24 protein-coding genes are annotated in these 24,041 nt (G+C 58.9%); 6 read left to right on the forward strand and 18 right to left on the reverse strand.

Annotated features, from left to right (window positions below; translation table 11 throughout):
- Nucleotides 1-71: 71 nt before the first annotated feature.
- The 15 genes from B3F77_RS08100 to B3F77_RS08170 form a co-directional block, all read right to left on the reverse strand.
- Complete coding sequence (locus tag B3F77_RS08100; protein ID WP_293604466.1) at nucleotides 72-494, reverse strand: DUF6691 family protein; 423 nt, start codon at nucleotides 492-494, stop codon at nucleotides 72-74.
- Nucleotides 491-964, reverse strand: a complete 474-nt coding sequence (locus B3F77_RS08105; RefSeq protein ID WP_293604467.1) for a YeeE/YedE family protein — start codon at nucleotides 962-964, stop codon at nucleotides 491-493. The genes B3F77_RS08100 and B3F77_RS08105 overlap by 4 nt, the downstream gene beginning before the upstream one ends.
- On the reverse strand, nucleotides 961-1,587 hold the full coding sequence (locus B3F77_RS08110) for a DUF938 domain-containing protein (RefSeq protein ID WP_293604468.1): 627 nt from the start codon (nucleotides 1,585-1,587) through the stop codon (nucleotides 961-963). The genes B3F77_RS08105 and B3F77_RS08110 overlap by 4 nt, the downstream gene beginning before the upstream one ends.
- A 34-nt stretch (nucleotides 1,588-1,621) precedes the next feature.
- Nucleotides 1,622-1,870, reverse strand: coding sequence for a DUF3297 family protein (locus B3F77_RS08115; RefSeq protein ID WP_293604469.1), 249 nt, complete (start codon nucleotides 1,868-1,870; stop codon nucleotides 1,622-1,624).
- Between the two features lie 35 nt (nucleotides 1,871-1,905).
- The gene (locus B3F77_RS08120; RefSeq protein ID WP_293604470.1) at nucleotides 1,906-2,157 is read right to left on the reverse strand and encodes a hypothetical protein; all 252 of its coding nucleotides are present in this window, start codon (nucleotides 2,155-2,157) and stop codon (nucleotides 1,906-1,908) included.
- Between the two features lie 125 nt (nucleotides 2,158-2,282).
- Entirely contained in the window at nucleotides 2,283-2,534 is a 252-nt protein-coding gene (locus B3F77_RS08125) for a DUF2442 domain-containing protein (protein ID WP_293604471.1), read from the reverse strand.
- Nucleotides 2,527-2,793, reverse strand: coding sequence for a DUF4160 domain-containing protein (locus tag B3F77_RS08130; protein ID WP_293604472.1), 267 nt, complete (start codon nucleotides 2,791-2,793; stop codon nucleotides 2,527-2,529). The genes B3F77_RS08125 and B3F77_RS08130 overlap by 8 nt, the downstream gene beginning before the upstream one ends.
- Nucleotides 2,794-2,804: 11 nt before the next feature.
- On the reverse strand, nucleotides 2,805-5,636 hold the full coding sequence (locus B3F77_RS08135) for a class I SAM-dependent DNA methyltransferase (RefSeq protein ID WP_293604473.1): 2,832 nt from the start codon (nucleotides 5,634-5,636) through the stop codon (nucleotides 2,805-2,807).
- A gap of 123 nt (nucleotides 5,637-5,759) precedes the next feature.
- Nucleotides 5,760-5,948 carry a DUF4357 domain-containing protein gene (locus B3F77_RS08140; RefSeq protein ID WP_349678401.1) on the reverse strand — a complete coding sequence of 63 codons (189 nt, stop codon included), beginning with the start codon at nucleotides 5,946-5,948 and terminating at the stop codon, nucleotides 5,760-5,762.
- Complete coding sequence (locus B3F77_RS08145) at nucleotides 5,939-7,687, reverse strand: DGQHR domain-containing protein (RefSeq protein ID WP_293604474.1); 1,749 nt, start codon at nucleotides 7,685-7,687, stop codon at nucleotides 5,939-5,941. The genes B3F77_RS08140 and B3F77_RS08145 overlap by 10 nt, the downstream gene beginning before the upstream one ends.
- Entirely contained in the window at nucleotides 7,680-8,996 is a 1,317-nt protein-coding gene (locus B3F77_RS08150) for a DNA-methyltransferase (RefSeq protein ID WP_293604475.1), read from the reverse strand. Before B3F77_RS08150 ends, B3F77_RS08145 begins: the two co-directional genes overlap by 8 nt.
- Before the next feature lie 23 nt (nucleotides 8,997-9,019).
- Nucleotides 9,020-10,864 (reverse strand): glutamine--tRNA ligase/YqeY domain fusion protein, encoded by a 1,845-nt coding sequence (locus B3F77_RS08155; RefSeq protein WP_293604476.1) that lies wholly within the window; start codon nucleotides 10,862-10,864, stop codon nucleotides 9,020-9,022.
- A 10-nt stretch (nucleotides 10,865-10,874) separates the two neighbouring features.
- Nucleotides 10,875-11,735, reverse strand: a complete 861-nt coding sequence (locus B3F77_RS08160; protein ID WP_293604477.1) for a PCC domain-containing protein — start codon at nucleotides 11,733-11,735, stop codon at nucleotides 10,875-10,877.
- A 44-nt stretch (nucleotides 11,736-11,779) separates the two neighbouring features.
- Entirely contained in the window at nucleotides 11,780-12,571 is a 792-nt protein-coding gene (locus B3F77_RS08165) for an SDR family NAD(P)-dependent oxidoreductase (RefSeq protein WP_293604478.1), read from the reverse strand.
- Nucleotides 12,572-12,679: 108 nt separating this feature from the next.
- Nucleotides 12,680-13,489, reverse strand: coding sequence for an IclR family transcriptional regulator (locus B3F77_RS08170; RefSeq protein WP_293604479.1), 810 nt, complete (start codon nucleotides 13,487-13,489; stop codon nucleotides 12,680-12,682).
- Between the two features lie 240 nt (nucleotides 13,490-13,729).
- Here B3F77_RS08170 and B3F77_RS08175 point away from each other — a divergent pair, with 240 nt between their 5' ends.
- The 5 genes from B3F77_RS08175 to B3F77_RS08195 all read left to right on the forward strand — a co-directional run bounded on the left by B3F77_RS08175 (nucleotide 13,730) and on the right by B3F77_RS08195 (nucleotide 20,353).
- A complete protein-coding gene (locus B3F77_RS08175) occupies nucleotides 13,730-14,896 on the forward strand; it encodes an acetyl-CoA acetyltransferase (protein WP_293604480.1) in 1,167 nt (388 codons plus the stop codon).
- Nucleotides 14,893-16,500, forward strand: a complete 1,608-nt coding sequence (locus B3F77_RS08180) for an acyl-CoA synthetase (protein ID WP_293604481.1) — start codon at nucleotides 14,893-14,895, stop codon at nucleotides 16,498-16,500. Before B3F77_RS08175 ends, B3F77_RS08180 begins: the two co-directional genes overlap by 4 nt.
- 176 nt (nucleotides 16,501-16,676) lie before the next feature.
- Nucleotides 16,677-17,687 (forward strand): TRAP transporter substrate-binding protein, encoded by a 1,011-nt coding sequence (locus tag B3F77_RS08185; protein ID WP_293604482.1) that lies wholly within the window; start codon nucleotides 16,677-16,679, stop codon nucleotides 17,685-17,687.
- A 51-nt stretch (nucleotides 17,688-17,738) separates the two neighbouring features.
- Nucleotides 17,739-19,595, forward strand: coding sequence for a TRAP transporter large permease subunit (locus tag B3F77_RS08190; RefSeq protein ID WP_293604483.1), 1,857 nt, complete (start codon nucleotides 17,739-17,741; stop codon nucleotides 19,593-19,595).
- Nucleotides 19,596-19,927: 332 nt separating this feature from the next.
- Nucleotides 19,928-20,353 carry a hypothetical protein gene (locus B3F77_RS08195; protein ID WP_293604484.1) on the forward strand — a complete coding sequence of 142 codons (426 nt, stop codon included), beginning with the start codon at nucleotides 19,928-19,930 and terminating at the stop codon, nucleotides 20,351-20,353.
- 202 nt (nucleotides 20,354-20,555) lie between these two features.
- Here the strand turns inward: B3F77_RS08195 and B3F77_RS08200 are convergent, their stop codons facing one another.
- Complete coding sequence (locus B3F77_RS08200) at nucleotides 20,556-21,137, reverse strand: DUF3455 domain-containing protein (RefSeq protein ID WP_293604485.1); 582 nt, start codon at nucleotides 21,135-21,137, stop codon at nucleotides 20,556-20,558.
- 262 nt (nucleotides 21,138-21,399) lie between these two features.
- Here B3F77_RS08200 and B3F77_RS08205 point away from each other — a divergent pair, with 262 nt between their 5' ends.
- Entirely contained in the window at nucleotides 21,400-22,233 is an 834-nt protein-coding gene (locus B3F77_RS08205) for an undecaprenyl-diphosphate phosphatase (RefSeq protein WP_293604486.1), read from the forward strand.
- A 70-nt stretch (nucleotides 22,234-22,303) separates the two neighbouring features.
- On the opposite strand, the gene B3F77_RS08210 is transcribed toward B3F77_RS08205, so the two are convergent.
- Complete coding sequence (locus B3F77_RS08210; protein WP_293604487.1) at nucleotides 22,304-23,134, reverse strand: alpha/beta fold hydrolase; 831 nt, start codon at nucleotides 23,132-23,134, stop codon at nucleotides 22,304-22,306.
- 56 nt (nucleotides 23,135-23,190) lie between these two features.
- Nucleotides 23,191-24,027, reverse strand: a complete 837-nt coding sequence (locus tag B3F77_RS08215; RefSeq protein WP_293604488.1) for a proteasome-type protease — start codon at nucleotides 24,025-24,027, stop codon at nucleotides 23,191-23,193.
- Between the last annotated feature and the right edge of the window lie 14 nt (nucleotides 24,028-24,041).

Consider the following 24,041-nt stretch of genomic DNA (forward strand, 5'->3'; position numbering starts at 1 on the left):
GACTGCGGCTTCACCTCATCCAGCGTCTTGCCCAGCGGGCTCTTCCACTCCATCAGCTAGCCCGCAGCCGGTCACTTCGCCCTTAGGCCTTGCACCAGCGCGCCCAGCGCAATGCCGGCCAGCGCCCACAGCAGGCTCCAGTTGCCCGCGCCCAGGCCCGCAATGGCCGGGCCGGGGCACACGCCGCACAGGCCCCAGCCCACGCCGAACAGGGCCGCACCCACTGCCGTGTCACGGTTCCAGACGCTCGGGTGTGCGTGGAAGTGGTCGTCCAGCAGCGGCCGGGCGAGCAGGCGGGGCGTCAGCTTGTAGGCCAGCAGCACCACCATCACCGCGCCACCCATCACCAGCATGAGGCCGAAGTCCTGAAAGCGCAGAAAGCTCAGCACCACCTCGGGCCGGATCATGGTGGAGTACGACAGGCCAAAGCCAAACAGCGCGCCCGCCGCCAGCGTGGCGAGCATCCGGGGAAGGGTCCTGTTTACCGCGCTCATGCCAGCCACCTTGCGGCCAGGTTGGCCGTCAGGAACGCGGTCGCCATGAAGGTCAGCACTGCCAGCGCGGAAGGCCATTGCAGCGAGCCCAGCCCGCAAATGCCGTGACCCGACGTGCAGCCGTTGCCCAAGCGCGCCCCGTAGCCCACAAAAAACCCGCCCACCAGCAACTGCCATGCCGGTACCGCAGTGGCTTGCGAAGCTCCGCCCGCAAAGCCCAGCCACCACACCAGCGCGCCCAGGATCAATCCCAGCGCATACACCAGCCGCCAGCCGCGCGAATCGACAAACCGCGCCTGCTGAAAAAACGGCCGGCGCACCACGAAAGACCAGGTGCTTGAGAACACCGTGCTCATGCCGCCGATGCGGCCCGTCAGCACGAACAGCAGCGCCGCACCCATGCCAATGAATACCCCGCCCAGCAGATAGTGCTGCCAGCCGAGGGGGAAGAGAGAAAGAGGAAGATTCATGGCGGTGGATTATCCGTGTCCCGCCGAGCCCACACCAGCAAGAGGTTGTTTGCCGGCATGGCGTGCCGTGCGGACAGTCGCAGCCCGGCGCGGGCGGCCTCTTGCTCCACGTCTTCGCGCAAACGAATGCCCCAGTCGGGGTTTTGCACGCGCAGGCTCTGGTCAAACGCCAGGTTGCCAGCGGAGGTGGGCACACCGTCTTCCAGATAAGGCCCGTAGGTAATGAGCAGGCCGCCCGGCGCCAGGTGCCGGGCGCTGCCGCGCATCAACGAGGCGCAGGTCGTCCACGGTGAGATGTGCAGCATGTTGGCGCAGTAGATGAGATCAAACTGCGCATCGTCTGGCAACCAGCGCGGCGCCATCACGTCGAGCCGCAAAGGTGCGCGTACATTGGGCAGACCCTGCTGGGCCACGCATGCTGCAATGGTGTTCAGCGCGCCGGGCTGTGCGTCGGTGGGCTGCCAGGTCCAGTGCGGCAGGCCAGAGGCAAACCAGGCCACATGCTGGCCGGTGCCCGAGGCAATCTCCAACGCGCTGCCGCGTTCAGGCAGCACCTGGCGAAGCACATCGAGGATGGGCTGCTTGTTGCGGTCGGCTGCGGGGCTGAAATCGGGTTGGGGCATGGCGAAGGAGTCGATGCAGGGGTTTAGAAGTCGCTTATTGATAAAACGCTTCGACCCTGCCCTTCAACTTGATCAACAGCGGATTGCCCTTGCGATCCAGCGTCTTGCCTGCGGGCACCTTAACCCAGCCCTCGCTGATGCAGTATTCCGCGACATCCAGACGCTCCTTGTCATTCAATCGAATACCAATGTCATGTTCGAACACGGCAGCGACGTGAAAGGGACTGCGCGGGTCAATTGACAGATGGTCGGGCAGAGGGGGAAATAGAGTGGTTTCGTTCATGGATGTCGATTTTCCATGATTTGGCCCTCGCCTGGTCAGGATTGCTTGACGAACTCGTAGACAACATCCTCGCTCTCGACCATGTCAAAAATATCGTTCAGGACATCATCGTCCTCGCTGCTTGTCCATGTTTCCTCGGGATTGCTGGCAAACAGGGGCTCGATGGCAATGTCCAGAAATTGATTGTTAGGTAGCTTCAACACTTGCCCGCCTTCAGAGGTTTGGACAAGTTCCCAGTCATCTGGGACGGACATCTCTAGCTTGATGGTGACGTTGAGTTTCTTCATGGTGGTTTCCTTCCTTTGTTTATGACCGGGGGAGGTTAAGCGAAGCCCGCCAAGCTCACCGATTGCCGCTTCACCTCATCCAGCGTCTTGCCGTGCGGGGTCAGTTTCGGCCATGTTGCGTTTCGCTAGGCCGTAGCTGATATCACACAAAGTTCACGTAAACGTGCGGGGGAAATTTCCAGGCCATTCGGCCAGCAAAGCGCACCCGCATCGATGAAAAATCGCTTGAAATATTCGGGCTCACGTAATTTGTCCAACAGCGGTCCAGATCGACTTGCCAGGTAGGCGTTTGCGTCAAACACGCCATGCGCGTGGTCCGAGAAGTCAAGCTCCAGTTTGAATGAGTCAGCCAGCCTTGCGTTGAGTACTTTAATCACGGTCAGCTCCTTGAATTCTGTCCAGCGGCTCGAACCGTTGGGCGCGTTGCCAATTGTCCTGCAGTTCTGCCTGATGCACCAGACACCACTCCTTGACAATGCTGGCGACCTTACGCGGCAGGCTCCCATCGCGTACCTCACCGGTGGCGATGTCCACCAGCGCCTCGAAGCCTTGGTACTCAGCGTGGATATGGGGCGGCGGATGGTCGTCGTGCCACATGCGGATGACGATGCCGAAGAAGATGGACAGGGTCGGCATGGAAAAGTCTCCTAATCGGCCCCGGCGGACCTGGCTTTGCGTTTGATTTGGGGTTTTCCGGTGGGCAGCAAGCTGGTGTATTTCTGGTACAGCTCAAACAGAAAGGCTACGCGCTCGGCGTCGCTTTTGTAGCTTTTCTTGCCGCCACTCCGCTCATAGGCCTTGTCCACCGCCGCGTCGAGCTTCTGGTGCGCGCGGAGCAACTCGGGCGGCATGGTCAGCGGGTCGTACAGATCGGCCAGCGTGGCGGGCTGTTCGCCAGACTGGAACTGGGCACGGGCATCGAGCACGACTTGTGCTGCAGTTTCGATAGCTGCTTGCGCTTTATCGACGGGGGCTGGAGGCTGATTTTGCTTGGAATTCTGGGGGAAGTCGGGCCAGGGGAAGTTGTTGTAGACCATCGTCCCGGAATACTGAATGTCGCTTTTCAGTCGTCCGGCGACCGTACGCGTCCATGCTCCGTGCATCATGGATTGCAGTACTCCGAAAACGAACAGACTTGGTTTGTCAATGATGTAGAGCTTATTGCTGGCAATGACTTCGGCGGGCAGATACCCAACGGGTACGTAAGTGCGCCGCTCTGACGAAACCTCGGGTATCGCGATGTATTGCGTGTTGGGTTGCGCTACGAAAAAGAAACGGCTGGGCGTGGCTGCTGCGCGGCGGGTCGGCTCAGCAGTACTGGCCTCACGAAACGTTTTCACTAGCTGCACGCGGCGCAGTACATGGGGTAGTTGCTTCAGCGCGGCGGGAGTTATGTTCTCCAGCCATAAGCACCAGCGCTCTCCGCCATTCAAGAACTCTTGCGAGCCAACGAACGGCTTGAGGTAAGCGGCAGCGCCAGGTTCAACGGCCAGCAGTTCACTTTTTTCGGCAGTGTCCAGAATCAGATTACCGCCATCGGACGGTTTGCTGCCACAGCCCATGTTGGGCGCATTGCCAATGGGCGAACTCCTCTTGCTGACAATCACATCGGGTGCTGTCGTCAGATATGGACTGATGTGTTCAACGGTCAGTTCGTGCGGCGTTGACTTGGGTGTTTCGTATTCGAAAAGTCTCTTTTGCTGCACCTCAGTGCAACCGAAACCGATGATCACGCAATGCACCGCAGCCATGCCGCTTGCTTCATTACTCCATTGGAAGGTCCGGTGGGCAAAGCGAATTTTGATGCCGTACTTCTGCAGCAGAAGTGGCCATAAAAGCGGTACTTGCTCGCCTTGGGTCAGGCTGTTGGTGGACACAAAGGCGCAGGCGGCAGCGGTTCCCTGGACGTATTTAGCTGCTTTGACAAACCAAGCGGCGACGTAGTCAAGGTCAGATGCCGACTTCATTCCATCGTAAACAAGGAGCGCCTCGGCTTTTTGCTCTTTGCTTTGGTAATGCTTACCGGAGAACGGCGGATTCCCCAGCACAAAGCTGCACCGCTCCGCAGGCAGCACCTCATTCCAGTCCAGCCGCAGCGCATTGCCGTGCACGATGTGCGGCGTGGTGCGCAACGGGATGCGGGCGAAGTACAGGCCAAACTCTTCGCTCACGCGCAGGTTCATCTGGTGATCCATCAGCCATAGCGCGACCTGCGCAATCTGGGCCGGAAACTCCTCGATCTCGATACCGTAGAACTGGTCGACGTTGATGCCGATGAGGCCGTGGATGTCCACGCCAAGTTGCCTATCGGAAATGCTGGCGCGCAGCACTTCCAGCTCCAGCAGACGCAGCTCGCGGTAGCTGATGACGAGGAAGTTCCCGCAGCCGCAGGCTGGGTCAAAAAAAGTCAACAGCCGGAGCTTTTTGTGAAACTCAAACAGCCGATTCTTGTTGCCTTTAACCTTGTTGAACTCGGCCCACAGATCGTCCAGAAACAGCGGCTTGATCAGCTTGAGGATGTTTTCTTCGGACGTGTAATGGGCGCCCAAGTTGCGGCGCGCCTTGTCGTCCATGATGCTCTGAAACAGGCTGCCGAAGATGGCGGGGCTGATGGCCGACCAGTCGAGCGCGCAGGCGTCCAGCAGCGCTTCCCGCATGGCGCTGGTGAAATCGGCCATGGGCAGCGGTTCCTCAAACAGCTTGCCATTCACATACTGGAAGGCTGCCACCTGTTCGTCCAGTGCCTTGCTGCGTTTGTCTTCTGGTGTGTTTAACACTTGGAACAGTTGCCCCAGCCGTGAGCCCAAGTCGGAGCCATCAGTTGACGTGCGTTCCTCGATGAACGTACGAAACGACTGCGCGGGCTGAAAGATGCCGGTGTCATCGGCAAACAGACAAAACAGCAGACGCACCAGCAACACTTCGAGCGGGTGCCCGGTATAGCCGCTGGCCTTGAGTGCATCGTGCAGCCGCCCCATGCGCTCGGCGGCCTTGATGTTGACCGGGTCTTGCGGCTTGATCTCCAGCGCCTTGTAGCCCGCGATGAAACCAAACAGCTTGATGTTTTTGTGCAGGTCTTTGAGGGCAAACTCAAACGTCTCGTTGGTGGTGAGCCGATGTACCCGAAAATGAGCGAAGTCACACACGATGACGAGCTGCGGCAAGTCGCGCTCGGCAATGCCGGGGAAGTAAGACAGTGCCTGCGTCAGCGCGGCGTCCAGATTCTTGCCGCGCGACTTTTGCTCCACCAGCAACATGCCGGGCCAGAACAGATCGACAAAGCCGTCCACTCTGGCTTTCTCACCGAGCAGCTTTTTGACGGCGTGCTCGAAGGTGGCGACGCGTTTGTCGGTGATGCCAAAGATTTCAAAGAAGTCAATCCAGAACGGTTTGCCCTGGCTGTCTTCGTTGGCAGCGTCAGCCCAGGTGCGGCTGAAGGTCAGCGCGCGGGATTTGATTTCGTTCCAGGATAGGGGCATGGTGGGGTCAAAGTTTCTTTTTTTGGGTCTGTTAGAACGGCCGATTGCCACAATAATTTATACGTTTTAGACCTATAGCCCCCGTGAAATATGCACAAGAAGCTATAAAAAATATAGCAATTATCAGTCCGCCACGGTCACAGACTGCCGCTTCACCTCGTCCAGCGTTCTGCCCTGCGGGCTTTTCCACTCCAGCCAGCCGTTGGCCGAACGGCCCATGACTGCCGTTGCCGCTGTGCTTGGGTAACCCCCCCAATTTGAGCTAACCGGTGTGGATGGACACAGCTGAGTCCCATCAAAGCCTAAAAACAGAGTTCAAAAAGTTTGTCCCCCAGACTCTTCCAAGCACTGGATGTATATGTCGAGAAGTTAACAGTTGCTAGCGGTGTTAATTTTTTTGCATAGTGCTGCCTTCCAAGCAAGTTGCCTGACTCGACTAGCTGGCGAATGCATACAAAGAAGCCATTGACAACGGTTGGCCCCAGGATTTGTCTATCTTTCGGGGTGCTCACACGCCACTTATCTGGACCAATTGCCATCTTCGCCTCAATCAAAAATTCATTTATCTGAATGGCGCAGAACTCAATATAGAAGTGCAACAACTCATTTCGCCGATCTTGGCTCGCAGTGCGATCTGTCAAGAGTGCCTTGTCTTTGTGGCTCCAAGCAGCGTACAGGGAGTCATCCCCATCGGTCTTGACTAACGGTCTCAAGCCATAGCTGACGATCGAGCTTGTTTTAATTCTGTCGGGTGGGTCAAAAAAATTAGTCTGTAGCAACCCATTGAGCGGGCCACTACGTGACATTCGATTGATTACTTCCTTGGCGATAGCGAGTGTAGAAAATGGGTTCAGAAGCACTTCAATGCTTTGCTTGAGTAGTGTCTTTGCGCGCGCTTGTGTGTCGTTGATTTCGAGAAACAATTTCGCTTCGAATTCGCGCTTTTGTTGGCGAGTCCACGAAGTGGGAAATATGAGGCCCGTAACGAGTAAATTCTGGCGCATCCGCTGTTTAGCAATCTCGGCATCGAGTGGATCTTTTGGCGCATCGTGATAGGAAAAAACGCGATGCTGGCCATCAATAAGACCAATCATGCTGGCCTGCCGGGGAATTGATATTTTTACTGGGGTGACACTCACTAGTTGCGAGTTGTCCGCGTTCTTTCCAGTAGTGGGATCATTTATTACGGTCTCCGGCGGAAGGGTAACAATGATGTTGTTGACGAAGACGCGTTTAGCATCAGTCAAATATCGTCGCATGCTTTTTATTTTTCCATGTATCAAAATTCGCTGATACAAGCCATCAGGGTCACGCCAACTGTCTTTTCGAAGTACGTATGACATCTCGAGCAACGTGGCAGGATCAGCGTAGAAAGATACGACTTTGAATCCTCTTTGATATCCGCTATTCGATTCTGGTAGTAAGTAGCCGCTAAAGTTTTTTGAATCGTCTTCCGTCGAATGAATTCGTGAACCGAGTTTTCGGAGGTTCACCCCCAGATAGTTAAAGAACTCATGTTTGGCCGACCGCTGGATAGTCTTACTCAACGCATCAAAGTAGCGGAGACGGGTTCCATCTAGAAACCGGTAGTGAGGAAAAGCTGTTTCTATTTCTTGATCGGCACCATGCAGTGATGCATAGCAGACGAACAGTTGAAACTCATCAGGTTGATATTTGCTAGCAGCCATCGCCGCGCTGAACGATTCATTGATGCCTGCGTACTCGGCAATCCAGTTGCCGGGCTGTTTGAGAATCTTTTCGTAGAGAATGCTTTTTCTTGCAAGATGGCCCGAGTCTGGCTTGCCGGTGGTGTACTCGGCGATGACCAGTACGTTCTCGAAAACCAAAATATCGTCGATTTCACCTGTTCGGCCATCGAAAGTAAACTGAATGTCGTCTGATTTAATCCAGTCGAATCCGATCCGCTGAAACACTGCTCTAGTTGAAAGTCGTTGCCGTACTCTTTCCCGTACCTTCGGATCTACCTGCCGTTTCGGCTTTCGCTTTTTCTTGAGCGGCGTTAATTTGGTCCGAGTTGCAGTTTTATTCATGTGGTTCCTCCACCTCAAGCTTAATCGGGCTGAACAGTTCGCCGTCACCCGCCCATATTTGGGAGAAGTTAGCACGCCCAACATTGAAATGGGAGTTTGAGTGTGTATACCGATAGTAGGGCAGCTTCTGCCTTGCGGGACTGACTTGTCTCTTGGACTTGATGAATTTGAGTGTGGCTTGGATGCCAAATTTTGAAAGCGGTGGCTTGGAGCACAACTCTTCAATTTTCTGTATCACGGCCTCTCGTGCCTGGGATTCGGGTAATACAACTAAATACTCGGCTGCATAGTGTTTGAATTTTTGATCCGCTTTGTCTGGGAGTCTGAACGCATAGATCTGTACGCTATCGTCAGGCCGTTCTTTTCGCAAAGTTCGGAGAATGAGTCGACCAAATTTTAGAACTCGCAGATTGACAATTGTTTTCGCAAACGATTCTTTGTCTTCTGAATCGTCAAAATGAATGGCCTGCTGTGATTCCTTCGCCTTTTGCTGTTTGAGATGATTCTCAAACATCTTGACATACGCGGGATTGAGCTCAATGCCGATAAAGGATCGACCTAGCAGATGGCTCACCGTGGGCACTGTGCCTGAGCCAGCAAAAGGATCTAACACTATGCCGTCGGGGCCAGTCGTCAATTGGATGATTCTAGAAACTAGTTCGGAGGGCAATGGACAGAAATGGCGAATGTACTTGGCGCCCCAAGATCCTTGCGTTGGAATGTCATAGCTCCAAATTTCCTCTAAGGATTTTCCTTTTGGGTTATATCGTTCTGGATAGCGTACCCACCACCGCTTGAGATCGGACGTCTGTCTATATTTGTCGGGATCGTAGCGGAACGAATTGATGCCCTTTGAAAAGACTAGGATGTATTCGAATATCTTACGCGTTGCCCCGGCTTGAGTCCAAGGCAGTGTTCGTTCCTTCTTCCAAATGATGATGTCACGGAGCGTCCAACCAATTGGCTTGAGACGGGTCGCCAAATCGAACGGCAGAGGAAAAACTTCTTGATCTTTTCGGAATGTGTCAACAACAATCCATAGTGAGCCATCGCCCCTTGTTGCTCTGAATACTTCTGAAAAAACACTCGCTAAGTCATTGAGATAGTCGTCGTACTGTTGTCCGAACCCAATTTGCTTGGGCATGCCATAGTCCTTCAGGTCGAAGTACGGTGGTGAGGTGATGGTGAGGTTGATAAAGTTGTCTGGAATGGCCTTTGTCGCGGTTCGTGCGTCGCCAACATGAACGATGTCAAGTAGTCCCTCATGAGGGCTGGAACTTGCGCTTCCCTCTTTTTGCGTGCGTGTCATTTTTTTGTTGACTGCGTAATTGTTTACTTCCCCCAACTATCCTTCAACCCCACCGCCAGATTAAACACCGGCTTCGCTTTCGTGTGGTCCACCCGATCCGCCACAAAGTACCCATGCCGTTCAAACTGAAACTTGTCGTCTGCCTTCGCGCTGGCCAGTGACGGCTCCACCACCGCTTGCACCACTTTCAGGCTGTTGGGGTTCAGGCCTTCGATGAAGTCTTTGCCGCCCGCATCGGGCTGGGCGTCGGTGAACAGGCGGTCGTACAGGCGCACTTCGGCGCTCAGGCCATCGGCCACGGCGACCCAGGTGATGACGCCTTTGACCTTGACGCTGTCGCTGCCTGGCGTGCCGCTTTTGGTGTCGGGGATGAGGGTGGCATGCACTTCGGTGATCTTGCCCGCAGCGTCTTTGGTGCAGCCGGTGCACTCGATGACGTGGCCGTATTTCAGGCGCACCTTGCTTCCTGGAAGCGCAGTCCCCGATGGGTCCGTTCGCGGGGGGAACAAGCGGAAGAAGCCTTTGGGCGGCGTTTCTTCAAAGTCGCTGCGATCGATCCACACTTCTTTGCCGATTTTGAAGCTGCGTTTGCTTAGCTCGGGGTGGTGCGGGTGAATGGGTGCGCTGCAGTCGTCCAGAAAGCCTGCGCCCATCACGTCATCCCAGTTGCTCAGCACCAGTTTCACCGGGTCCAGCACGGCCATGGCGCGAGAGGCGCTGCCGTCCAGCGTTTCGCGCAGGCAGCCTTCCAGCGTGCTGTAGTCAATCCAGCTGTCGCTCTTGGTGACGCCTATGCGTTCGGCAAACAGGTGAATCGCCTCGGGTGTGTAGCCACGGCGGCGCAGGCCGACGATGGTGGGCATGCGCGGGTCGTCCCAGCCCTTGACCTTGTGGTCGTACACCAGTTGCGCCAGCTTGCGTTTGCTGGTGACGACATAGGTGAGGTTCAGGCGGGCAAACTCGTATTGCCGGGGTGGCGGGGCGCTCAGCAGGCCGCCTTCAATCAGGCGCTCCAGCAGCCAGTCGTAAAACGGGCGCTGGTCTTCAAATTCCAGCGTGCACAAGCTGTGGGTGATGTTCTCCAGCGCGTCCTCAATCGGGTGCGCAAAGGTGTACATCGGGTAGATGCACCATTTGTCGCCGGTGTTGTGGTGTGTGGCGCGGCGAATGCGGTAGATGGCGGGATCGCGCAGGTTGATGTTGGGGCTGGCCATGTCAATCTTGGCGCGCAGCACCATGGCGCCGTCTTCGTGTTGGCCGCCCTGCATTTCCCTGAACCGGGCCAGATTCTCGGCCGGGGTGCGGGCTCTGAACTTGCTGTTGACGCCGGGTTTGCCGAAGTCGCCGCGGTTGATGCGGATTTGTTCCACAGTTTGTTCGTCCACATAGGCGTGGCCGGCTTCGATCAGGTATTCCGCTGCGCGGTACATGAAGTCGAAGTAGTCGCTGGCCTGGTAGAGGTTGCTTTCGCCATTGTTTTCCCAGCCAAAGCCCAGCCACTTCACGGAATCCATGATGCTGTTGACGTACTCGACATCTTCCTTCTCGGGGTTGGTGTCGTCAAAGCGCAGGTGGCACACGCCGCCGTAGTCGCGCGCCAGGCCAAAGTTCAGGCAGATGCTTTTGGCGTGGCCGATGTGCAGGTAACCATTGGGCTCGGGCGGGAAGCGGGTGCGGATTTTGGCCGGGTCGGGCTCACCCTGGGCGTGGTGGGCCGCGTCGCCCGGGCTGCCGCCCCAGCGGCGCATGGCGTAGGTGCCCCGGGCCAGGTCGTGCTCGATGATCTGGCGCAGAAAGTTGCTGGGCTTGACGGTTTCGGTGGCAGCGGCTGCGGCTGGCTTGGGTGTGGCGGGGGTAGGGAGGCTCATGCGTTTGATTTTAGACGGGTACCAGCACCAGTTCGAAGGTGACCAGCACAGGATTGGCGCCGCGCAGGAGCCTGCCCTCTGCCATGTTTCCCGTAAAGTCCACCAGGGTCACGTCGATCTCCGCGAGCGGCGCGCCGTGCGGGTCTTCACGCACCCGGCCAGATCGGATCAGGACCTCGGTCACGAACGGATCGACGGTCCAGCCGTCGTCGAAAACAGTGCCCACAATGCTGCCGACTCCCCCCTGGATCGTCGCGTCGGAGATGCCGTGTTCCAGGCAAATGTCTTCGATGGCGGTGCAAACGTCTACATTCGGGGCCAGGCGGACCGCAAGGGAATCCTTGGCCGAAGGTTCGCTTATCCGCCGTGCCGTGGGTTCGGGTTTGAACAAGGGAAAATTGGTTTCGGCGTTGGGGCGGACGTGAAATTCGGCGCCTTCCAGGAGGCACACCGAAGCATGCAGTGTCTCGGAAATGATGGCGGCGTCGGGCAGCACATGGCCGCAGCGGCGGGTCCCTTCGGACTCGATCCACGTAGCATGGCAATGCAGCCAGGGCCGGCCATCGCGCTGCCCATAAGTGACAGTACCGAACTCGAGGCGGGCCGGCCCCACGGCGTCAAAGCGTTCGCTGAAGTACACCGCGTGATCGGGCGTTTTCGATGTGGCGGGCATCACGTAGGCAAACGGAAAGAAGGAACCGCCCTTGAGGCTCAGCACCGCACTGGTGGCGCCATACGGTGCCAGCGCATCGGCCAGCGTATCCAGCAGTGATCGCCCCGGCGCAAGCGCGAGTTCTGCCTGCTTCGCAGCGGTCTGCACCACCTGCACGCGCTCTGCCGCGATCTCGCCCGGGTGCAGGATGCTACGCATGCACTTCGCCCTGTGCGTCGAGGCCGACTGAGCCATGGAGTCCGTTATGCAGCATCTCGTTTGCGAAGCGTGGGCAGGCCCACGCCGGCCGCATCAAAACCACCGTCCACCGCCAGGACCTGCCCGGTCACAAAGCTCGCGGCCGAGCTGCAGAGAAAACCTGCGACCGAGGCGATTTCCTCGGTGGTGCCGTAGCGGTTCAGTGGAATCGCATCGTAGTAGTCGGAGCGAATGGCGACGCTGTGGACCAGCTTGGCCATCTCGGTATCGACCGGGCCCGGTGCGATGGCGTTGACGCGGATGCCAACGTGACCCAGCTCAACTGCCTGTTGCTTGGTGAGGTGGATGAGTGCGGCCTTGCTGGTGCCGTAGGCGACGCGCAGCGTGCTGGCGCGCAGGCCCGAGATGGACGCAATATTGACAATACTGCCGCCACCGGTCTTGCGCATGACCGGCGCAAAGGCCTGGGTACAGAGAAACGCACCGTCGAGGTTAGTCCCCAGCACGTGGCGCCACTCTTCAAAAGAGGTTTCAGCAATCGGTTTGAACACCGCCACGCCGGCATTGTTGACCAGGGCGTCAACCCGACCGAAAGCGCCAGTCACCTTCTGCACGGCAGCTTGGACCTGCTGCGGGTTGGATACGTCACACAGCACCGCCAGCACGTGCTCTGGATCATTGAGCGTAGCGTTAGTTTTGCTCAGCGTGTCGCCATCAATGTCGAGCAACACGACCCGGTGCCCGTGGGCCAGAAACCACTGGCCAATCGCCAGGCCGATGCCGCGCGCGCCGCCGGTGACCACGGCCACCGGGCTGGATGAATTAATGAAAGTCATTGGATGCTCCTAAAAATGAGTGGATTGCCTGATAGTGGGTACTGGCCGGTCGCCACACTTCCACCTCGACCGCCCGCGCCTTAAAGTGCTGGAAGGCGCCATCCTACTTCATGAATCAACCGTATTTCTGGCCTCCGCTTGCAGCAATGCCAATGCCCGACTTGCTTGCATCAATCGGTTTCCAAGGGCGGCACTGCGCGCGGTGCCCAAGCGGGATTTGATCGCGGCAATGCTGATCGATGCCACGGGGCTACCGGAGGCATCGTGAACAACAACCCCGACCGCCCAGCTGTCCTCGATGACCAATCCTGGTTGCACGCAGTAGCCCCGATTCCGCGTCTCCCGAATTAGCCGCCTGATGGCTGCATCCGTGCACCGTGGGAATCGTTCGGTCCGCAAGGCGGCATTGCGCCTCAATACGTCATCAATCTCTGTATCTGAGAGTGCGGCCAGGACGGCACAACTGCCGGCACCGACACCCAGTGGCCATCGGTCACCCGCCTTGATGAGCTGGTTGCGAATAGGAAAGTCCCCTTCGTCACGGGACAGGCAGATGCTCTCGTAGCCGTGCAGCACGCTGAAGAACACGGTATCACCCGATTCAACAGCCAGCGCGCGCAGGGTGGGTGCCGCCAGCCGCTGAAGTTCGTAGCTTGGCTCAGCGGCCAGTCCTACGGCGAATGCCTCCGGGCCCAGGCGATAGCGGCCAGATCCATGGTCGTGCAGCACAAATCCTTCGTCGACCAGGGTACGAGTCAGGCGAATGGCGGTTGCCTTGTTGAGATCGAGGCGACGACCGATCTCGCCCATTCGCAAACCGCCTGGCCCGATGCGGGTAAGAAGGCGCAATACCGACAGGCCTCGGCGTAAGGTCTGTGCCCCGGTCACCTCTGTCTTCTCTGCTTGCTTTTCTAGCATGGCTGCTCAAAATTGGTTCATATTGTGGACCTATGGATAAGTATTTACCCGAACTCAGATGCGTAAATAGTGGACCATCTTATTCAAATTCAAGTGCAAATTAGGGCTGGTAAGTTGGCCCTTCACTTGGAATTACTTCACGAGGATACAAGTTAAGTTAAGAGATGGGTTCATTTATTGAACCTGACCATCAAGAAACATAAGTTTCTATAGTCTCCCTACCACCACATCGTGCACATCATGAACACACCACACATCATCGGCTGGGGTCACACCCCGTTCGGCAAACTCGACAACCTTGACCTCGAACAGCTCATTCGTGATGCAGCACTTCCGGCGATCGCCAGCGCCGGGCTGGAACCCGCGGACATCGACGGCATCTTCATCGGCCACTTCAACGGCGGCTTCGTGCGCCAGGACTTCAGCGCCTCCCTGGCGGCGGTGGCCATTCCCGAGTTTCGCCACACGCCGGCGGTCCGGATGGAAAACGCGTGCGCGACCGGCTCGGCCGCCATCTGGGCCGCTCTCGATGCGCTTGCCAGTGGCCGGGTCAAGCGTGCGTTGGTGGTGGGTATGGAGAAAATGAATACCCTGCCCAACGCACAGATCGGTGAAACGCTGCTGAAGTGCTCGTATGTCAAAGAAGAAGGCGACACGCCCGGTGGCTTTGCCGGCGTGTTCGGCCAGATTGCCGCCGGCTACTTTGAGCGCTTCGGTGACCAGTCCGACGCACTGGCCGCGATCTCTGCGAAGAACCATGCCAACGGGGTTCATAACCCTTATGCCCACATGCGGCGCGACCTGGGCTTCGACTTCTGTCGCCAGCCCTCGGACAAGAACCCGTTCGTCGCCGGCCCACTCAAGCGCTCAGACTGTTCCCTGGTCTCCGACGGCGCCGCCGCACTGGTGTTGTCCACTGAGCCCGTGTCGGGGGCCGCCGCCCCCCCTGTGCGCTGGCGCTCGCGCACGCAGATCAACGAATTCCTGCCGTTGTCCCGTCGCGATCCGACCCGTTTCGAAGGTGCCGCGCTGGCCTGGAGCCGCGGCTTGAATGCTGCCGGTGTCTCGCTGGCCGACCTGCACTTCGTCGAGACGCACGACTGTTTCACGATCGCCGAGCTGCTCGAATACGAGGCCATGGGCTTGGCGCCACACGGACGGGGCGCGCGCGTGATCCTCGACGGCGTGACACGCAAAGACGGCAAGCTGCCCGTCAACCCGTCCGGTGGCCTCAAATCGCGTGGCCACCCGATCGGCGCCACCGGTGTGTCGCAACATGTGATGGCGGCCATGCAGTTGTCCGGCCAGGCCGGCGCAATGCAGATCGAGGGTGCCCGCCTGGGCGCAGTGTTCAACATGGGCGGAGCTGCAGTAGCCAACTACCTCAGCGTGCTAGAGGCGGCATGAACGATGCTCCGGTGATGAACCTCGGGCGGCTGCTCACCCACACCGCCTGCCTGTATCCCGAGCATGCCGCGCTGATCCAGGGTGACCAGCGGTGGACCTGGGAAGAGATCGACCGCCGTGTCGACGCCATGGTCAGTGCCATGCGTCAGCTTGGCTTGAAGAAGGGTGACAGGATACTCGCGCAGTCGCGCAACAACCTGCAGATGTTCGAGAGTTGCTGGGTAGCGTTTCGTCTCGGCTGCGTCTGGGTGCCCACCAACTTCCGGCTGACGCCACCAGAAGTAGCCTACCTCGGCGCATCGAGCGGCGCGGTGGCCATGATCGTCGAAGCGAACTTTGCTGGTCATGCGGATGCGGTGCGCGAGGCATCGCCGCAACTGAAGCACGTCATCTGCATCGGCGAGCCTCGTCGGGGCGAGTACTCGTATGAAGCGCTGGTACAACAGCACCTGGGCCAAGTGTCTGTTGAGCGGCCACCTGAAGTGACGGTGAGCTACGATGACCCGCTGTGGTTCTTCTATACGTCGGGCACGACCGGCAGGCCCAAGGCCGCTGTGCTCACGCATGGGCAAATGGCCTTCGTGGTGACCAATCACCTGGCCGACCTGATCCCCGGCACCATGGAGAAGGACCGCTCGATCGCTGTGGCGCCGCTGTCGCATGGCGCCGGCATCCATGCGCTGATGAACGTCGCGCGCGGGGCAGCCACTGTATTGCTGCCCAGCGAGAAGCTGGAACCCGAAGTTTTTTGGCAACTCGTGGAGCGGCACCGCGTCAGCAACCTGTTCACCGTGCCGACCATTGTGAAAATGCTGGTCGAGCATCCGGCCGTCGACCGCTTCGACCACAGTTCACTGCGCTACATGATTTATGCCGGCGCGCCGATGTACCGTGCGGACCAGAAGCTCGCGTTGCGCAAGCTCGGCAAAGTGCTGGTGCAGTACTTTGGCCTCGGTGAGGTGACTGGCTGCATCACGGTACTGCCGCCCGAAATGCATTCGGTCGACGATAATGATTCGAATGCCAACATCGGCTCTTGCGGTCGCCCGCGAACCGGCATGGAGGTGGCCATCCTTGACGCGAACCTGCAACCGGTGAAAACTGGGGAAATCGGCGAGATCTGCTGTCGCGGCCCAGCCGTTTTCAGCGGTTACCACGCCAACCCCGAGGCCACCGGGAAAGCGATGCGTGGCGGATGGTTCCACACCGGCGACCTGGGACGAATGGACGAGCGCGGGCTGCTCTACATCACCGGGCGCGAGTCCGATATGTACATCTCGGGTGGCTCCAACGTCTACCCGCGCGAGGTCGAAGAGGTACTATTAACGCACCCCGGTGTTGCCGAGGTGGCGATCCTGGGCATACCCGATGAAAAGTGGGGCGAGATCGGCGTGGCAGTGGTCGTGCGGCGCGAAGGCGCAGTAGGGGTGGACGAAGCCGCGCTCCTGGTCCACCTGGAAGGCCGCTGCGCCCGCTACCGTTGGCCGCGGCAGGTATTTTTCTGGGACGCGCTGCCGAAATCGGGCTACGGAAAGATCACAAAAAAGGATATCAAGCGCCTGCTCATCGAGCGCGGCGAGGTGAAGGAGCTGGCGCCATGTTGATGGCCGCCGACCCTGGTCGTGAGGACGACGTTTCTATCCTAAAATATTCCCGGGAATCAGCTTGTCCCCACTGAAACGCCTCGATAGCTGCTTGAGCCGGTGCTGCCATGCAAGCACCTTGGCCAAATAATAAAGTCCAAATAGTTCATTTTCAACCACTGCAAAGGAGACAAACCATGCAAATCACTCGACGTACCCTTCTCGCCGGCGCCAGCGCCGGTGCACTCGCACTGCCCATGGGCCGTGCGTTCGCCCAAAAGGCTGAGTTCGCCTACAAGTACGCGAACAACCTCCCGGTGATGCACCCGATGAACATCCGCGCCAAAGAGATGGCGGACGCGATTCGCGCGGAGACCAAGGGCCGCGTCGACATCCAGATCTTTCCGAACAATCAGCTCGGATCTGACACCGACATGCTGAGCCAGGTACGCTCTGGCGGTGTCGAGTTCTTCACGCTCTCCGGGTTGATCCTCTCGACGCTGGTACCGTCCGCCGCGATCACCGGCATCGGCTTCGCGTTCCCTGACTATGGCACGGTGTGGAAAGCGCTGGATGGCGAACTCGGTGCCCATGTCCGGGCACAGATCGCCAAGTCCGGCCTGGTCGCGATGGATAAGATCTGGGACAACGGTTTCCGGCAGATCACGTCGTCAACCCGGCCGATCGTGACCGCGGACGATTTGAAGGGCATGAAGATTCGCGTACCGCCGTCTCCGCTGTGGACGTCGATGTTCAAGGCGTTCGACGCCGCTCCCACATCGATCAATTTCAGCGAGGTGTATTCGGCGTTGCAGACCAAGGTCGTCGAGGGACAGGAGAATCCGCTGGCGATCATCGCGACGGCCAAGTTGTACGAGGTGCAGAAATACTGTTCGCTCACGAACCACATGTGGGATGGCTTCTGGTTCCTGGCCAACAAGAAGGCCTGGGAGCGGCTGCCGGAAGACTTGCGCACCATCGTCGCCAAACACATCAACGCGGCGGGCATGAAGGAGCGCGTCGACGTCGCAGCGCTGAATGCCACGGTGCAGAAAGAGCTCAGCGACAAGGGCCTGGTGTTCAACCTGCCCAAGACGGACAGCTTCCGCGAGCGCATGCGCAAGGCGGGTTTCTATGCCGAATGGAAAGCCAAGTTCGGCGACGAAGCCTGGGCCCTTCTCGAGCGCAGCACCGGCAAGCTGGGATGAGTGTCGCCGCTCATCCAGCGGCCGGGAACCGATCCACTGGGTGGGGTGCCCATGCATGATGTACCTGACGTGAATGCATCGGGGCGGCCATGGCTGGCTCGCCTCGATGCCACGCTCGGCCTGCTGGTCGAAGTGCCCGCCGCACTGCTGGTGCTGGCCGACATCGGCGTGCTGTTCTGGGGTGTGGTCGCGCGCTTCGTCCTGCACCGCCCGCTGGTGTGGTCGGACGAACTGGCGTCTCTTCTGTTCCTGTGGCTGGCGATGATGGGCGCGGTGGTGGCCTTGCGGCGAGGCGAACACATGCGCATGACCGCGCTGGTCAGCAAGGCGGGACCGCGGCAGCGGGCCCTGCTGGAGGCCGTGGCCACGAGCGCCTGCCTGGCGTTCCTGGGCCTGGTGGCTTGGCCGGCCTGGGAATACGCTGCGGATGAGCGGGCCATCACCACGTCCGCGCTCGAGATCTCCAATGTATGGCGCGCGGCGGCGTTGCCGGTGGGCATTGCGCTGATGGCAGCCTTCGCCGCGCTGCGTTTGGTGCGGGTATCGAACCTCAAGCAGTCGCTGCAAGCGCTAGCCATCGTGACAGCCATCGTCGGTGCGTTCTGGGTCGCCGGGCCTATGTTCGAGAACCTCGGTCGCCTGAACCTGCTGATTTTCTTTGTCGGCGTGGCGGCTGGCTGCGTGTTCGCCGGCATTCCGATAGCGTTCGCCTTTGGCCTCGGCACCTTCGGCTACCTGGCGCTCACCACGAGCACGCCATTGCCCGTGATCGTCGGTCGCATGGACGAAGGCATGTCGCATCTGATCCTGCTGGCGGTGCCGCTGTTCGTTTTCCTCGGCTTGCTGATCGAGATGACCGGCATGGCCCGCGCCATGGTGGCTTTCCTGGCTGGCTTGCTCGGTCATGTCCGGGGCGGCTTGTCGTATGTGCTGATCGGCGCCATGTACCTGGTTTCGGGGATCTCCGGCTCCAAAGCAGCCGACATGGCGGCCATCGCTCCGGCACTGTTTCCCGAGATGAAAAAGCGCGGCGCGAAGGAGGGCGACCTGGTGGCTTTGCTCGCGGCCACCGGCGCGCAGACCGAGACCGTGCCGCCCAGCCTGGTACTGATCACGATCGGCTCGGTCACCGGCGTGTCCATCGCAGCTCTGTTCACCGGCGGCCTGCTGCCCGCAGTCGTACTCGGCTTGGTGCTGTGCCTCGTGGTCTGGTACCGCTATCGTCATGAAGACCTGAGCCAGGTGCAGCGCACACCGTGGAAGGAGGTGGGCCGACTGCTGGTGATTGCCTTGCCGGCGCTGGCTTTGCCTTTCGTCATCCGGGCAGCAGTGGTCGAAGGCGTGGCCACGGCAACCGAGGTGTCGACCATCGGCATCGCTTACGCCATGCTCGCTGGTCTTTTTGTCTACCGTCAGTTCGACTGGAAGCGGCTCGGCCCGATGCTGGTGAACACAGCGTCGCTGTCGGGAGCGATCCTGCTGATCATCGGCACGGCCACGGCCATGGCCTGGGGGCTCACGCAGTCAGGCTTTTCGCGCTGGTTGGCCGAAATGATGGCTGCGCTGCCCGGTGGCGTGCCGATGTTCCTGGCGGTCTCAATTGTCGCCTTCACGGTCCTCGGTTCGGTGCTGGAGGGCATTCCGGCCATCGTGCTGTTCGGCCCCCTGCTGTTCCCGATCGCGCGCCAGCTCGGCGTGCACGAGGTGCACTACGCGATGGTCGTGGTGCTATCGATGGGGTTGGGGCTGTTCGCGCCGCCGCTCGGTGTGGGCTACTACGCGGCCTGTGCGATTGGGCGCGTGAACCCCGATGCGGGCATCCGCCCCATCGTCGGCTACATGGTGGCGCTGCTCATCGGCACCATCGTCGTGGCGGCGGTGCCGTGGATCTCGATCGGCTTTCTTTGACAGGACTGCGCGGCTAAAGGTCAGGCTGGCCCTTGGCATGGTGTGCGGCGTCGCCCGGGCTGCCACCCCAGCGGCGCATGGCGTAGGTGCCTTCGGCCAGATCCTTTTCAATAATCTGTCGCAAAAAGTTGCTGGGCTTGTGGGTTTCTTTGTCAGCAGGGCTAGCGGCTTTGGGGGTGCAGGGGAGGTCGTCGGGTGATTTTAGGCGGTGGTGTGGGCAAACCCAAGGTTACGTTTGGCTACGCTCTTCACTGTGCAGGCGGTAGGCGGTTACACCGTGCCCTGCGTTAAATAAGCGTATGGGCATTTCCAGCCCTTTCCAGGAGAAGTTTATGAAGACAGCTAACAAGTCAAACCGTTCTGTAGTCTTGGCGGGTGCCGCGGCCACTCTGGCAGTTGCCGCCCTGAGCTTTGCGGGTGCTGCCCAAGCAAGAGACAACGTGTTCTGGTCGGTGGGCGTCGGCTCCCCCGGTGTGGAACTGAATGTAGGCAATGCAATGCCTGTTTATGTGCAGCCTCAGCCTGTGTATATTGAGCCGCAGCCTGTTTACATGCAACCAGCACCAGTTTATTACCAGCCTCAGCCCGTTTATGGGGTGCCGCAGCCGGTTTACTACGGTCGCCCCCATGAGCGGCACGGACGCCATGACGGCTACTACGTGCAGCGGCCACGCCCCATGTATGGTCAGGGTTATGCGCCGGTATACTACCAGCGAGAAGGCGGGCATGAAAACCGGCGCGGAAACCGTGACGACTAAGGTCAAGTTGACCTGAATAAAAAGCCCGCTTCATGCAGGCTTTTTTGTGGGTCCCATCTTATGGGTTCACCTTTGCAGGGCATCACCGGGAAAGAAAAGAAAAAAAGAAAGGCCCGCAAACCTGAGTCTGCGGGCCTTTTTTTATTGCCACTAAACAGCAATGGACGGACGCGCCTTTGAAGGCGGGCCTGAAACGGCAGCCTTAGGCGGCTTTCCAGAAAATGTAGTCAGCTTGGTAGGGCAGGGTCAGTTTGTCGCCGCTGTCGGTTTGCGTGCAGGCCTTGCTCAGGTCCTGTCCGCCTTTGGTTTTGATGCGCTGAATGTAGGTGACGTTTTGCAGCACACCAGCCCCGGCGCCGGGCGTGCCCTTCAATAATTGGTAGTTTAGGTTGGTGGCACCCGGGCGTGGTGCCATGGCGACTTGCTGGCCCATCACGTTGGAGCCATCAATGTGGGTCCAGACAGCCGGTGGGCCGGAATAGGTGGCGACCTGTTTGCCAGTGCGGTCAACCAGCTCAGCCTGCATCCTTACCAACACCCAGCCGATGCTGCCGGCGTTGGCTTTGCATTCGTAATTAACCAGGCCGGTCGCGGTGGTTTCAAGCGCCACCACGTTGCCCGGTGGCACCTGGATTTGATCGTCTTGGCGCTCTTGGGTGTATTCCTTGGGGGGTGGTTTGACGCCGGAGCAGGCGGCCATCAGGGCGGCCGTACCGGTAACCATTGCGAGCGTGACTGCTGCGCTTTTGCTGTAGGCCCACAGGGTGTTATGTGTGCTTTTCATGGGATTCCTCTGGTTGCTGCAGTTGCTGTAGTTGCTGTAGTTGCTGTAGTTGCTGTAGTTGCTGCAAGTACAAACCGAAACCGTTGGCGGGACTGTAGGACGCTGCGCTAACTCCTTGCCGGAACAGTCCACCAGCCAGCGAGTTTCATCGCTGGGCCGCCCCACTCGGGAATTTTTTCCAACAACGGCAGGCATCAGGGCAGCACGCTTCAGGAAGGCTTAAGCCCAGGAACGATAATGACACCCAATTTAAGGAGCCAGCGTGGATATTGCACTGTTGATCAAAGCCGTCATTATGGGCATCGTCGAAGGTTTGACCGAGTTTCTTCCCATTTCCTCCACGGGGCACTTGATCCTGGCGGGCTCGCTGATGGGATTTGACGACGACAAGGCCAAGGTGTTTGACATCGCCATCCAGACCGGCGCCATCTTTGCCGTCATTCTGGTGTATTGGCAAAAAATCCGCGCCACGCTGATCGCCTTGCCTACCGATAAGCAGGCGCAGCAATTTGCGCTCAATGTCTTAGTGGCTTTCCTGCCGGCCGTCGTGCTGGGCCTGCTGTTTGGCAAAGCCATCAAGGAACATCTTTTCAACGCCGTGGTGGTGGCCAGCACCTTCATCATTGGCGGCTTCATCATTTTGTGGGCTGAAAGGCGCCAGCAGCGCAACCCGGCTGTCGCGCGCATCCACGCGGTGGAGGACATGACGACGATGGACGCGCTCAAGGTGGGGCTGGCGCAGTGTTTGGCCATGATTCCGGGCACCAGCCGCAGCGGCGCCACCATCATTGGCGGCATGCTGATGGGGCTGTCGCGCAAGGCGGCGACTGAATTTTCTTTTTATCTGGCCATTCCCACGTTGATTGGCGCCGGTGTCTACAGCCTGTACAAGGAACGTGCCTTGCTCTCCATGGCCGACCTGCCGCTGTTCGGGGTTGGGCTGCTGTTTTCTTTTATCAGTGCCTGGCTGTGCATTCGCTGGCTGTTGCGCTACATCGCCACCCACAGCTTTGTGCCCTTTGCCTGGTACCGCATTGCGTTTGGCATCGTGGTACTGGCCACGGCCTGGAGTGGCGTGGTGACATGGGCGGACTGAGGCCACCGGCCAGATTGGGTCCGTTGACCTGAATAAACCGGTTTTGGCGGTGGCTTGGTGCGTTCGCTGCTCAGTCCATCATGTTTAGCAGCGCGGCTTCAATGGCCGCCGCGGTGGCCACCGGCTTTTCCATGGGAAACAGGTGGCTGCCATCGAGCATCATGATGCGGCCTTTGGTGACTTTTTCAGTCATGGCCATGCCCAGCCGTTTTACCTCGACCGACTGGCGCGCGCCAATGAACGCGACGGGGCACTTGAGCGGATGCTGCTTGAGCAGGCGATCGAGGTTGTCGGGCAGGGTGTTGTAAATGGCGGTTTCCACATCGCGGTCAAAGCTCAGCAGGCGCTGGCCCGCGGCGTCGTGCGTACCGTGCTCAATATAGTCACGCAGGACCTGATCGTCCCATCGGGCAAAGGCCTTTTTGCTACGGAAATGCGCCAGCACTTCATCAACGCCCAGCCACTGGTGCCTGCGTTTGCGGCTGATGGCGCCGGGCGATATGGAGCCCACCAGTTGCGCGCGTTTGGCCACGCTCAGCGCGGTGGCACGCCAGCCCCCCAGAATCGGCGAGTCGATCAGCAGCACGCCCCTGACGGGCTGCCCGCCGAGCACCGGGTGTTGGGCCGCGCACATCAGGCTTAAAAAGCCGCCCAACGAATGGCCCACCAGAAAAGCCGGCTGGCCAGATTTTTCAACTTCCTGGCTGGTGAAGTCGGCGAGCTGTTGCACCAGATGCGGCCAGTTGCTGGTGACCGGGTAGCGCGGGTCGTGGCCGAATTTTTCAATCGCCTTGACCTGAAAGCCTCTGGCCCTCAGGCTCTGAAACAGCATGCCATAGGTGCTGGCCGGAAAGCTGTTGCCGTGGGAAAAAATAATGAGGGGTTTGGCGTTGGAGGGCACGGAATTTTTGGGGCGTGGCAGCGTGTGTGCTGCAGGCTTAGCCCTGAAGTAAAGGTTTAAATCAGCTTCTCGTCAGGCGTGCTGATCTTTTTGAGCGCTTCATGGCGGGCTGCGGGCATTTTGAGCGGAATGTCGGTGTGCGCGTCGTCCCACACCGGATCCTCAATGCTGTCGAACACCTCGCGCAGCTTTTGTCCCCAGCTGTTGTGCATCATCCGGTAGTAGGGGTTGTCGTGGTCAATGCAGACGATCTTGTCACTCTTGAAAGTGTTCGCTTCATAGACCACCAGGTCCAGCGGCAGGCCCACCGTCAGGTTTGACTTGATGGTCGAGTCCATGGACACCAGCACGCATTTGGCGGCCTCGGCCAGCGGTGTTTCGGGGGTCAGCACACGGTCCAGCACGGGCTTGCCGTATTTAGATTCGCCGAGCTGGAAGTAGGGTGTCTCGTCGGTGGCCTCAATGAAGTTGCCGGCTGAGTAGACCTGGAACAGGCGCATGCCTTCTCCGCGAATTTGCCCGCCCAGCACCAGAGACACATTGAAATCCACATCAGCTTTTTTCAGCGCCTCGGCGTCGCGCTGGTAGACGCGGCGAATGGCGGAACCCAGCACGCGGGCGGCGTCAAACATGCTTTTGGCATTCCAGATCGTGATCGGGTCGGCGTTTTCCGGGTCCTTGCGGTCCCTGAGTTGCTCCACCTGCAAAATCTCGCGAACCGATTGCGAGATTGACAGATTGCCGGCCGACAGCAGCACCATGAAGCGGTCGCCAGGCTTTTCGTAGACGATCATCTTGCGGAAGGTGCTGATGTTGTCAAGGCCCGCGTTGGTGCGGGAGTCCGACAAAAACACCAGGCCGGCATTGAGTTTTACAGCGACGCAGTAAGTCATGAGGGGGCTGGAAT

This window comes from Polaromonas sp. UBA4122, from assembly GCA_002381615.1.
In the GTDB taxonomy this organism is placed as follows: Bacteria; Pseudomonadota; Gammaproteobacteria; order Burkholderiales; family Burkholderiaceae_C; genus Polaromonas.

What these genes read in the sequence shown, in the direction of transcription:
- B3F77_RS08100 (WP_293604466.1), bottom strand. Translation starts at nt 494, where the DNA reads ATGAGCGCGGTAAACAGGACCCTTCCCCGGATGCTCGCCACGCTGGCG.
- B3F77_RS08105 (WP_293604467.1), bottom strand. Translation starts at nt 964, where the DNA reads ATGAATCTTCCTCTTTCTCTCTTCCCCCTCGGCTGGCAGCACTATCTG.
- B3F77_RS08110 (WP_293604468.1), bottom strand. Translation starts at nt 1,587, where the DNA reads ATGCCCCAACCCGATTTCAGCCCCGCAGCCGACCGCAACAAGCAGCCC.
- B3F77_RS08115 (WP_293604469.1), bottom strand. Translation starts at nt 1,870, where the DNA reads ATGAACGAAACCACTCTATTTCCCCCTCTGCCCGACCATCTGTCAATT.
- B3F77_RS08120 (WP_293604470.1), bottom strand. Translation starts at nt 2,157, where the DNA reads ATGAAGAAACTCAACGTCACCATCAAGCTAGAGATGTCCGTCCCAGAT.
- B3F77_RS08130 (WP_293604472.1), bottom strand. Translation starts at nt 2,793, where the DNA reads ATGCCGACCCTGTCCATCTTCTTCGGCATCGTCATCCGCATGTGGCAC.
- B3F77_RS08135 (WP_293604473.1), bottom strand. Translation starts at nt 5,636, where the DNA reads ATGCCCCTATCCTGGAACGAAATCAAATCCCGCGCGCTGACCTTCAGC.
- B3F77_RS08145 (WP_293604474.1), bottom strand. Translation starts at nt 7,687, where the DNA reads ATGAATAAAACTGCAACTCGGACCAAATTAACGCCGCTCAAGAAAAAG.
- B3F77_RS08150 (WP_293604475.1), bottom strand. Translation starts at nt 8,996, where the DNA reads ATGACACGCACGCAAAAAGAGGGAAGCGCAAGTTCCAGCCCTCATGAG.
- B3F77_RS08155 (WP_293604476.1), bottom strand. Translation starts at nt 10,864, where the DNA reads ATGAGCCTCCCTACCCCCGCCACACCCAAGCCAGCCGCAGCCGCTGCC.
- B3F77_RS08160 (WP_293604477.1), bottom strand. Translation starts at nt 11,735, where the DNA reads ATGCGTAGCATCCTGCACCCGGGCGAGATCGCGGCAGAGCGCGTGCAG.
- B3F77_RS08165 (WP_293604478.1), bottom strand. Translation starts at nt 12,571, where the DNA reads ATGACTTTCATTAATTCATCCAGCCCGGTGGCCGTGGTCACCGGCGGC.
- B3F77_RS08170 (WP_293604479.1), bottom strand. Translation starts at nt 13,489, where the DNA reads ATGCTAGAAAAGCAAGCAGAGAAGACAGAGGTGACCGGGGCACAGACC.
- B3F77_RS08175 (WP_293604480.1), top strand. Translation starts at nt 13,730, where the DNA reads ATGAACACACCACACATCATCGGCTGGGGTCACACCCCGTTCGGCAAA.
- B3F77_RS08180 (WP_293604481.1), top strand. Translation starts at nt 14,893, where the DNA reads ATGAACGATGCTCCGGTGATGAACCTCGGGCGGCTGCTCACCCACACC.
- B3F77_RS08185 (WP_293604482.1), top strand. Translation starts at nt 16,677, where the DNA reads ATGCAAATCACTCGACGTACCCTTCTCGCCGGCGCCAGCGCCGGTGCA.
- B3F77_RS08190 (WP_293604483.1), top strand. Translation starts at nt 17,739, where the DNA reads ATGCATGATGTACCTGACGTGAATGCATCGGGGCGGCCATGGCTGGCT.
- B3F77_RS08195 (WP_293604484.1), top strand. Translation starts at nt 19,928, where the DNA reads ATGAAGACAGCTAACAAGTCAAACCGTTCTGTAGTCTTGGCGGGTGCC.
- B3F77_RS08200 (WP_293604485.1), bottom strand. Translation starts at nt 21,137, where the DNA reads ATGAAAAGCACACATAACACCCTGTGGGCCTACAGCAAAAGCGCAGCA.
- B3F77_RS08215 (WP_293604488.1), bottom strand. Translation starts at nt 24,027, where the DNA reads ATGACTTACTGCGTCGCTGTAAAACTCAATGCCGGCCTGGTGTTTTTG.